At 42.1% G+C, this 8,298-nt stretch carries 5 protein-coding genes; 2 read left to right on the forward strand and 3 right to left on the reverse strand.

Annotation, left to right across the window (positions count from 1 at the left end; genetic code table 11):
* Window positions 1-127: 127 nt before the first annotated feature.
* The 3 genes from BTHG_RS12790 to BTHG_RS26830 form a co-directional block, all read right to left on the reverse strand.
* A complete protein-coding gene (locus tag BTHG_RS12790) occupies window positions 128-778 on the reverse strand; it encodes a response regulator (RefSeq protein WP_010677131.1) in 651 nt (216 codons plus the stop codon).
* The gene (locus BTHG_RS12795; RefSeq protein WP_010677132.1) at window positions 753-2,609 is read right to left on the reverse strand and encodes a GAF domain-containing sensor histidine kinase; all 1,857 of its coding nucleotides are present in this window, start codon (window positions 2,607-2,609) and stop codon (window positions 753-755) included. The genes BTHG_RS12790 and BTHG_RS12795 overlap by 26 nt, the downstream gene beginning before the upstream one ends.
* A 419-nt stretch (window positions 2,610-3,028) precedes the next feature.
* Window positions 3,029-3,190 (reverse strand): hypothetical protein, encoded by a 162-nt coding sequence (locus BTHG_RS26830; protein WP_157256204.1) that lies wholly within the window; start codon window positions 3,188-3,190, stop codon window positions 3,029-3,031.
* A gap of 365 nt (window positions 3,191-3,555) precedes the next feature.
* Here BTHG_RS26830 and BTHG_RS12805 point away from each other — a divergent pair, with 365 nt between their 5' ends.
* Window positions 3,556-5,154: an SWIM zinc finger family protein gene (locus tag BTHG_RS12805; RefSeq protein ID WP_010677133.1), complete on the forward strand. Its 1,599-nt coding sequence runs from the start codon at window positions 3,556-3,558 to the stop codon at window positions 5,152-5,154.
* Between the two features lie 12 nt (window positions 5,155-5,166).
* Window positions 5,167-7,920 (forward strand): DEAD/DEAH box helicase, encoded by a 2,754-nt coding sequence (locus BTHG_RS12810; RefSeq protein ID WP_010677134.1) that lies wholly within the window; start codon window positions 5,167-5,169, stop codon window positions 7,918-7,920.
* Window positions 7,921-8,298: the final 378 nt, after the last annotated feature.

Below are 8,298 nucleotides of genomic sequence, written 5' to 3' on the forward strand. Positions count from 1 at the left end.
GAGAACCGTCCCTCTGGTTCCGTGCAACCGCCTCAAAACTGAACCACAAGAACCGTCCCCCTGGTCCACGTGCAACCTCTTCAAAACTGAACCACGAGAACCGTCCCCCTGGCACCCCCTGCTCCCCTTACAACCCTGGGTTTTGCATGGGCACTAGGTTGTGTTGGACGGCGTAGATGACTACTTGGGAGCGGCTTTTGACGTCGAATTTTTTGAAGATTTTGCTGACGTGTATTTTTACGGTTTTGTCGCTGATGAAAAGACGCTCGGCGATTTCTTTGTTGCTCATTCCTTCCACCAAGCATTGCAAAACTTCCATTTCCCGCTCGGTTAATACATTATCCCTTGGCTGCTCCTGCTGTTGTTGATGGAAATTGAGGAGCTTTTTCGTCATTGACGGATGGATCACAGACTCTCCACGTGCAACTGTACGAATCGCTTCCACCACCTGCTCAGATGGTGCATCCTTTAATAAATATCCGTCCGCACCCTCGCGAATCGCTGCCATGAAGTATTCGTCATGGTTATGCATAGTAAGCACCAATACTTTAATTGAAGGATATTTCTTTTTTAAAATGCCCGTTACTTCGACTCCATTTTTATGAGGCATATTGATATCCATTAAAATGACATCAGGCTCACACATCGGCACCTTCTGAAGTGCATCATCTCCAGACACCGCCTCGCCCACAACACGAATATCATCTTCAAGCTCTAAAATATTCCTAAGTCCATCACGTAACACAGCATGATCATCCACCAGCATAAGCTTGATCAACAGTACTACCTCCTTCAAGTCCCATCTTTGGAACAGTTAATGTAATGTCAGTACCTTGGCCCTCTTTTGTATCAATTTGAAGAGTTGCGTTAATTTTTTCAGCCGCATCATTCATATTCAAAATTCCGAAATGAGGGTTGTTTTGCGCTTTGACCATTGCTTGGAACAATGAAAAACCTACCCCATTGTCCTTTATTTTTAAAATAATATGCTCCTTTTGATAGCTTAACAGAACTTCTATTTTTGTGGCCTCTGCATGCTTGATTGTGTTTTGCAGGCTCTCTTGAAAAATATCGAATAATTCCTTTTCAACCATTGGACTTAGTGGAACCTCTTTGCCTCTTATATCAAACGAAAACTGGATATTGTACTCACCTTTTACCATCTCAATTCGTTTTTCAATAGCAGTTGATAACCCCACCCGCTCGGTCGGATACGGACGTAATTCGTAAATCGATTCACGTACTTCTCGTAAACTTAGCCGCAATTTATCCATGCTCTCGAGGATCAGCTTTCTTGTTTCCTCAGGGTTTCGATTGAATTTTCGTTCTGCCGTTTCAAGCTTCATGACCGCACCGGCTAATGTTTGGGCTACCCCGTCATGAATACCACGAGCAATCCGGTTCCGTTCCTCAAGGACAATTCGTTTTTCTTTTTCTTCAATTAAAATCCTTGTCTTCACCGCAACCGCAAGCTGATTGGAAAGAGTCGCAATCGAATGAATTTCATCATCTCCAAAGCTTCGCGCTCGGCTTTTTGCGACAACCAGCATCCCAATCGTTTCATTCTCAACAACCATCGGTGAATACACAAAGGCCTTCATATCCTTCTTAAAAAATTCATCAATCGGGCCAAGCTTTTTCACCCTGTCCTGGTAGACAATCGGTTGCTTTTTTCCGTCAAAACGTGCCAGTGCTTCTCCTGTTAGCTCATCCTTTGGAGTCACACGCCCATCATAATATAAAATCTTCCAAACATCATTTTCCTTCACCCATAACATAATGGCTTGCACATCCACGATTTGGGAAAAGGAATTTTTAAATGTCTCAATCCACTCAGTTGAATGGATTTTCTTATTTACTCCTGTTGTTATTGAAAAAAGCGCATTTAATCGTTTCTTTTCATTTTCTAGTGTTGTAATCACGGAGTACAATAACGACACCGCCACTAGTGGTGAGAAGAAGAAGAACAACGAGAATTCGTCAACCTTCCGACCTTCAAGGTAAAACATCATTACCCCATAAATCAGCGAAATCGCTGCACTCCCTATTTCAGTCAATGTTTTTGTCTTAAATAAATGAAACGGATAAGGCTGAGGACGAACCAATAACACAATATCGACAATGACATTATTCAAAATTAAAAAGATTGAAAGAAAGAGAACATATGTAATAAATCCTGTTAAAAATTCACTATTCGTTGTAATGAATTGGACCATCATTGTATGCGATACAATATATTCTGCTACAAACACACTTATGGCCAACTGAGCTGGATTAAATAAAACAATCCTCAGTGGTCGTTGATAGAGGATATTAATTGCAAGGACAATTCCTGAGTAAATAATGATTGGATACCAAATTCCAAAAAGCCCATACATAACAAAGATAAAAGGAAAGGTTATCGTTGTTGAGCCTCTCAAAAGCGGAATTGGATAATATTCCGTTATCGCTAAAAATGCCGCGAGTATAATGAGAATGGTTATTTCATCAGTTGGTTCTATATGAAATACCTCATACCCAACGATTGCCCAGCCAATCACAGCGACGAGAATCATATAGACTTTCGCATAATTCTCTCTTTTATGAGAGGACATCTCTGGAAGCTTCACATTTCTCCCCCTTATCATAACATTCAGTTAGTTTAGAGCTTACTCTAATCATCATATATCTATGTTGAAAAAATCACAAACTCATCCACGAAAACGGATTCATTTTTTGTGCAAACCTAACAAAAACCCAGACTAGTCTAATGGCTTGAAAACCACTGACCAATGCTGGGTAACCACAAACACCGGTAATGTTTGTGTTGATAATTATGTCAAAAAAACACACAAATTTCTATGACCCATATTTATTATCTTTATACTCCAAAAGTAGTAGAACATGTCCGCAAACTGCACGTAAACCCGCTTTATTCTTTTCATTCTATCAAAAAAACTGTCCCCCCATTGGTAGACAGTTGCTTATCACCGGCCAATTCTCACACGAAATCTGTCGAATTACGGTGATGCAGACGCGGTTTTACGTTTTATGTTGTCGGATAGCCTTTGATATCATCGGCTAAATCTTGGATAAACTGTTTCATATCGACTTCTTTGCTTTTTTCGCCTTTCATGTATGCACGAATTAAAGCTTTTCTAACTCGATCCTCATCAATTAGAATATCCTCACGCGACGATTTACGATTCAAATTATGTTCACTCCTAGAAGAAAAATACGTACCTTCCATAAAAACGCTCGGTGAAGGATGGAGACGCCTTCACCAAGCAGACTCATATGTACTATGTTTCCATAGCACTTTGGGAGAAAATGATCGCCTGGGGAGTTTGGATGGAGAAAACCAGCTCCACCAGGTAATTACTATAAATGTACGCCGGAGCCTTCCTGTTTGCGACTGTCTTCTTGAAAAAGTTTGAAAAATGAAGTAAATACCACAGACTTTCCATGCACGAAATCCCAATTTCTCCTTTTTTGCGGTATAATAAAAAGATATGATTTTATTGTTTTACGCACAAATACGCGATTAATACTTGCACTGTGGGGAGTGAAACCACCTTGCTTCAAAACGATATTCCAAAGGATGCGGTCATGCACTTTTCTGAAAAACTTCGTGACATGATCACCTATGACAATGAAAATGACCGGACATTAATTAAAAAAGGTCTAAACCTCTACCGCCAGGGTAGTGTTTATAATGTGAAATACAATGGAAAGGTGCTGGAAGGACGTGTGCAGGACGTCACTCCTGTCGATGTCACACTTGATCTCGATTTTTTAGAAATGAGCAGTTGTGCATGCCCAGATCCATCCTTTTGCCGGCACCGAATGGCCCTATTTTTCTATATGTACGCGAGCGTTGACCGGGTTGGGTCGCTACTTGAACAATGGAAGGCTGGCAACAAACCAAAGCCCACGTTAGCATCAATTCCAGTTCAAAAAGGAAGCGTCCTGCAACGTGTCGAATACAAGGAAAACTCACTTGAAAGCTGGCTAGCCCTTTTTAACAATGAATATAAGAGGTTTGAATCAAGTCACCCAGAAAAAACAATTTATAGTTTCGCGACCTTGTATCATTCCCTTTTTCAGACATTAAAAAGAAAAGCACCTTATTCCGAGGAGCTTAAACGATTGTTTCTTATTCATGCGGCCCTTTTTTGCATTCAAAAAACGGTTGACCTTATCGACCAAATGGAATTAAAAAATTACCAGGTAGATACGTATATCAAGCCTTATTTTCATAATTTCACAGATGTTGTACTTGATAACTCGCTGGAGATGCGGAAAGTATCTCTCCCATTTGCAATCGACGGTTTGCTAGAAGAAAGCATGGAAACAGTTCGTGTGACGCTTCTATGTCAATCGTTATTCCAATATGAGCGCCTACAAATGTACCGTCTGCTTTGGGCGACTTTTTTTACTCGAAAAAAGTGGATTGAACTGGAAGAACGTTCATTGGACACTGAAAATCCCGTCCACTTGATTGCCTACGCTCATATTCGCTTTTTACAAAAAGATGATGAAGCGGCAATCGACTCCTTGAAAAAAGTAGGACATGAGGTTACCGCCTACAGCTTCTGGTGGATTTCCTATCTGTCCGAATCAAAAAATTGGGACCGTGTGCTTCCGTGGATACACTATGCTTTGGAAGGTATTCAAAAATATATCTTTGGAATTCCTAGCTATGAAGGTCGCCGTCACATGACAAGACTGTTTTTACAAAACATCATGCCATATGCCGAAGAACGTGGTGAAACGGTTTATCTGGATGCCTTAAAACGGCTTCTCCCATACAGTTATGTGGAATATAGTGACTTTTTGGTAGAAACGGAACAATTCCGGAAATGGGTCGACCTGCAAATTTTGGTCGGCTATGAAATCGATGATATGGACCGTTCTGTTTTAAAAGAAATTGAAGATCTTGACCGCGGATCTCTGTTACCTTTTTACCATCAGGCCATTGTAAAAGCCATCGAAGGTAAAAACCGGTCAAGCTATAAAAAGGCGGTTAAATACTTACGAAAAGTCCGAGCTTCATATAAAAAGTTAAAGAAAGAAGACGTGTGGGAGGACTATATTACGAAGCTTTCCACTGTGAATAAACGGTTACGCGCCTTCCAACAAGAGTTACTTCGGGCTTCGATGATTTCAGAGTAAAGGGGTGAGACGATGTTACTTGGAGAAACAGTTTTAATCCATGCTGAATGGATTGCGGATAAAGGATGTTATATTTGGTGCACAAACGGCGACGGATACGAGCTTAAATTAGACGATTGGAAGCGAAACCTCTTTGTCTGGCATGAGGCCAGCTTTTACGGAACCTTCCTTGAAGAAACCAATTTTCAAGGTAATCCTGCTGTTCTGCTTTCACCTTGGCAGGCATTTTCCTTTTTTGCCAAGTCACCAGAGAATTCACTCATAAAAATGGAGCTAAGTGAGAATGCCGAACATTATCGCGCGATTTCGCAAGCCACAATGCCACTTATTGAGGACGGCGAATTCATGCCTGATTTTGAGTATTGGCGCGAAAACGAACGGTTCGGGTGGAAACCAATTGGGTCGGAATTGACTGGATTTGCGGCAGAGTGGTTTTCTGCTGCGATTACCGATTGGATTCAGTCTGATTCTTCGCTTTCGGACGCCTGGGAAGAAATTGCATCGACCTTCCCGCTTGTAAAAAGCACCGCCGGCTCTGAGTCTGTCGTAGACGAAAACAATTGGCTCGAACGAATTGGCTGGAAAGAAGATCTCACACCATTTGATGTTATGCTCCAAATTGAAGAACCCGAGGTAGATAATGGAACGTGGAAGCTCCAAACAGTGCTTCGCAGCAAAGAAAAACCTCATAAAATGCATACCACTCTGCCAAGAGAATGGGTCCCTTTTGCAGAAAAAATTGATAGCGACCAAGCCATGTGGTGCAAGCTTGTACCTTGGCTGCATGATGAGGACGGAATTGTTCATGAATTAACTGAGCGCCAAGCATGGGACTTTTTAACAGAAGCGAGTACAAAACTTGTAGATGCTGGAGTCGGAATTCTTTTACCAGCTTGGTGGCAAGCCATTAAGGACGCCCAACTTGCAATAAAAGCAAAGGTAAAAACGACTGCGGGTAATGGTCGTCAATCGTTTGTTGGTTTACAATCGATCATTAATTTTGACTGGCGTTTTTCAACAAATGGGGTTGAGCTGTCCGAAGAAGAATTCATGTCTCTCGTAAACGAGCAACGACGCTTAATCAACATCCGTGGAAAATGGATTAAGCTGGATCCTTCGTTTATCAAGCAGGTTCAATCGATTTTAGCGCGTGCCAACAAAGAGGGTCTCCATGTTCGCGACGTCCTTGAACAGGAACTGCTTTCTATCACTGAAATAGCAGAACGCGAAGAACAAGAAGCCGCACGAGCATTTGCTGGTGTCCAAATTGAACTCAACCGTCACTTGTCACAAATGATTAACCAGCTAACGGATATTAAGGAAATTCCGCACGCCAAGATTCCAGGAACCTTTCAAGGGGAGCTCCGTCCTTACCAGCAGCAGGGTGTCGATTGGCTCTTATTTTTAAGAAAGTTCGGTTTTGGAGCCTGCCTTGCTGACGACATGGGGCTTGGAAAAACGATTCAAATGATTGCGTACTTTTTAGCCGTGAAAGAAAGTGGTGGAAAACCAGCACTCATCATTTGCCCAACCTCTGTGCTCGGAAACTGGCAAAAGGAGCTGGAAAAGTTCGGACCAGATTTACGTGTCCATCTTCATTACGGCTCAAATCGTCTAAAAGGTGAAGAGTTTACTCAAGGAGTTAATGAGGCCGACATCGTCCTTACCTCTTACGGGTTGTCGCATTTAGATGAAGAGGAAATTTCCTCCTATGACTGGGGGACCATTTGCTTAGATGAAGCGCAAAATATTAAAAATGCACAAACAAAACAGTCGCGCGCGATTCGCAAGCTAAAAAGCGACCATAATATTGCATTAACGGGAACACCAATGGAAAACCGCTTAACTGAGCTTTGGTCGATTTTTGACTTTATCAATCGTGGGTATTTAGGCAGCCTTGGTGGTTTCCAAAAACGATTTGTGTCACCGATTGAAAAGGACCACGACGAGGAAACAATTGCCCAGCTGCAGCGCTTAATCAAGCCATTTTTATTAAGACGCACGAAAAATGATGAAGCAGTCGCATTGAATTTACCAGACAAACTTGAGCAAAAAGAATACTGTTCGTTAACAGTGGAGCAGGCCTCCATCTACGAACAACTTGTCAAAGACACGTTGGATCAGGTCGAACAGCTTGCGGGTATGCAGCGTAAAGGCTTGATCTTAAAAATGCTCGGACAATTAAAGCAGGTCTGTGACCATCCAGCTCTTTATTTGAAGGAACAAACTCCTACGAATATAGATGAACGATCCGTAAAAATGGAGAAGTTGCTTGAGCTTGTTGATCACATTCGCGACCAGGATGAAAGCTGTTTGATTTTCACTCAATATATTCAGATGGGAGAAATGATTCAGGATGTGCTCCAAAAACGCTTCAACGAGTCTGTGCAATTTTTGAACGGAAGTGTTCCGAAAGTGCAACGTGATAAGATGATTGAAGGCTTCCAGAACCGCGAGTTCAATATCCTGATTCTTTCACTGAAGGCAGGTGGAACGGGGTTAAACTTAACAGAAGCAAATCACGTCATCCACTATGACCGTTGGTGGAATCCAGCCGTTGAAAACCAAGCAACCGACCGAGCATATCGCATCGGCCAAAAGCGCTTCGTCCATGTGCATAAGCTAATCTCAACCGGCACACTCGAAGAAAAAATCGACGAAATGCTCGAGAAAAAACAATCGTTGAACGATGAAATCATCACCAGCGAAAACTGGATCACCGAATTATCTACTAATGAGTTGAAGGAATTGCTCGGAGCGTTCTAAATTGGTGGGACACGGGGACAGGTTTTTCGTCCCAGCTCATTGAAACTTCGCGGCTTGGGGACACGGGGACAGGTTCACTGTCCCAACCCGATGGAGTCCCACGGCATCATAGTATAATTTGATATATCACATGAAGATATCCTTCGGCCCGATATACCGCTAACATGTTATTCGGTATATCGCATACCGATTTGCTGAGACTTGATATACTGCATACGTGCTATTCGATATATCGCCTACCGATTTCCTTTGGCTCGTTATACCGTAAACGCGCTATTCGATATATCGCCTACCAATTTGCTGTGGCTCGTTATACCGTAAACGTGTTATTCGATATATCGCCTACCGATTTGCTGAGACTTGATATACCGTAAACGT

Origin of the sequence: Bacillus timonensis, from assembly GCF_000285535.1 — a bacterium.
Lineage (GTDB): Bacteria > Bacillota > Bacilli > Bacillales > Bacillaceae_L > Ferdinandcohnia > Ferdinandcohnia timonensis.